This window comes from Streptomyces sp. NPDC005195, assembly GCF_040608315.1.
GTDB lineage: Bacteria > Actinomycetota > Actinomycetes > Streptomycetales > Streptomycetaceae > Streptomyces > Streptomyces kaempferi.
In genome coordinates this window covers 1-1,871 of record NZ_JBEXHZ010000287.1, presented here as the reverse complement: position 1 = coordinate 1,871, position 1,871 = coordinate 1, and the positions used below count along the sequence as shown (strand labels likewise).

Annotated in this window: 2 protein-coding genes; one reads left to right on the top strand and one right to left on the bottom strand. The window is 71.8% G+C overall.

Annotation, left to right across the window (positions count from 1 at the left end):
• Positions 1 to 585: hypothetical protein (locus tag ABZV34_RS39020; RefSeq protein ID WP_356287904.1), on the bottom strand; the 585-nt coding region annotated here is incomplete at its 3' end.
• A 357-nt stretch (positions 586 to 942) separates the two neighbouring features.
• On the opposite strand from ABZV34_RS39020, the gene ABZV34_RS39015 reads away from it, so the two are divergent.
• Positions 943 to 1,272 (top strand): hypothetical protein, encoded by a 330-nt coding sequence (locus ABZV34_RS39015; RefSeq protein WP_356287902.1) that lies wholly within the window; start codon positions 943 to 945, stop codon positions 1,270 to 1,272.
• Positions 1,273 to 1,871: the final 599 nt, after the last annotated feature.

Sequence of the window (1,871 nt, the reverse complement as noted above, 5' to 3'; positions counted from 1 at the left end):
CTGCCGAAGCGCCCATTGGACGTCACGGTGGCTGAAGGTCCCCCGGTGCACCACGAGTCGCAGGGGAACGCTCGCCCGGCGCCCGGACCGCACGGGTGCGTCCTCGTCGGGAAGGGGCTCGGCCACGGGACGGAACGCCACCTCGATGCGGTGTCCCTGACCGTTGCGCGCGCGCACGCGGGGCCGGTCCCGCACTTTGGACGGCGGGAGAACGAACCAGCCGTCCCGGCGCAGCATCCGGGACACGGCCAGGGCGAGCCCCTCCGCGTCCAGTTCCGCAAGTTCCTCGGGTGTGTAGTGCCCCATCCGCCGACGGGCCAGCGGACGGTGATGCCGCACCGCGAACGGGGTGGCGACGGCGAAGAGCGCCAGCGCCGCGACGAGTACGCCGGCACCGAGGGCGCGGAAGGCCACCGCGAATCCCGCCACCACCCCGCACACGACCAGTACGACCACCATGAGCGCGGGCAGCACCTCATGGAGGCCGGGCCCGTAACGCCCCTGGTCGCGCAGTGCACGGATCGCCAGTCGCCGCCGCGTACGGCGTGACGGAATCCTCTCCGGCCTTGGTCCCCTCCATGCCACCCGGGTCGGCTCCTCCCACCCCGCGTGCACCGATGTGCCGGCGGTATGGCTACCCAGCTGAGACCGGCCGCTCGTTCGAGGGCGGGATCCGGCCACGAATCCGGCCGAAGTCTTTCGCCGCACGCCACCCGCGGGCCAGGACGGACCCTGGGTACGCGAGGTGTCGGGCGTGCCTCGTCAACTCGACCCCGCGTCGCCGGTAAGCCGGACGGGTGAGCTCACGGGGGCCGGTCGTGCGGTGACCGGTGTTCTCGGCCCAAGGAGGGGAAGACGCACCGCATGCAACTCGGGAACCCCCATGATGCCGGTGATTCGGCGGGCGAGGGGGCGCCCCGGTCGTTCTCTTGAGGAGTTCCCGTGACCACATATGTCATCACCGTCCCCGGCACCTTCGTCCACGGCATGTCCGACAGCGCCCGCTCCGACATCGAGCGCAGGCTTCGGCCCCAGGACCCGAAGAACACCGATCTGGGCGAGAACGAGGAGTTGAGCCTGCTCACGGTGGAGGAGGGCGGGAGGTTCGCCGCCCGCGTCGAGGTCGAGGCCGCGGACCGGTCCAGCGCCGAGCACGAGGCCGTACGGCTGGTGTCCGGGGCGCTGCGGGACAGCGGTCTCGCCGAGGACGACGCGATGCTGGGGGCGGCGGTCGTGACCGGCATCGACACGGGTATCGACCGCGAACTCTGAGGCGCGGGTGCCCGGAGTGCGGCCACCGTCCTTCCCCGGTCGCGTTCACGGCACCCGCGTCCCACCACATCTCCGCCGGGGGCCAAGGAGGTTGTCCCGGGGCGGCCCGCGAACCGCGTGGGCCCTCCGGGGTGGTGAACACCGCGGACGTCCGGCATGCCGTGCCGCGCTTTCCCCGTCCGTGTGCGCCCATGGCATGATCACAGTCGGTTTTGCCGGAGCCGCCGCGCCGTGCGGGGAGTCGCGTCTCAAGGAGCCCGGCGCAACTGGTAAATGACTTGCCGGAGAACGGGGTACAGGTATACGTGGTGCCCAGCACCGACGTGCACCCCGCCTCCCCTACCGAAGGACTGCCGGTCTTGGACCTCGCGTACCCCGAAACACCCGCTGCACGCCGCCCGGGACGGACGTGGATCATCCGGGTCTCCGGCCACAGCGACCGTACCGCCTCCGTGTCGTGTTCGTCGTCGTGCGGAATGCCGCCCCGCTCCCGCGACCTGACGGCGCTTCGCCGTTTCGCCGAAGCCCACGCTTCGGCACACGCCCGCGCCGCCACCGTGCATGCCGACGCCGCGTGCGCCTGCCGGCAGACACAGTGC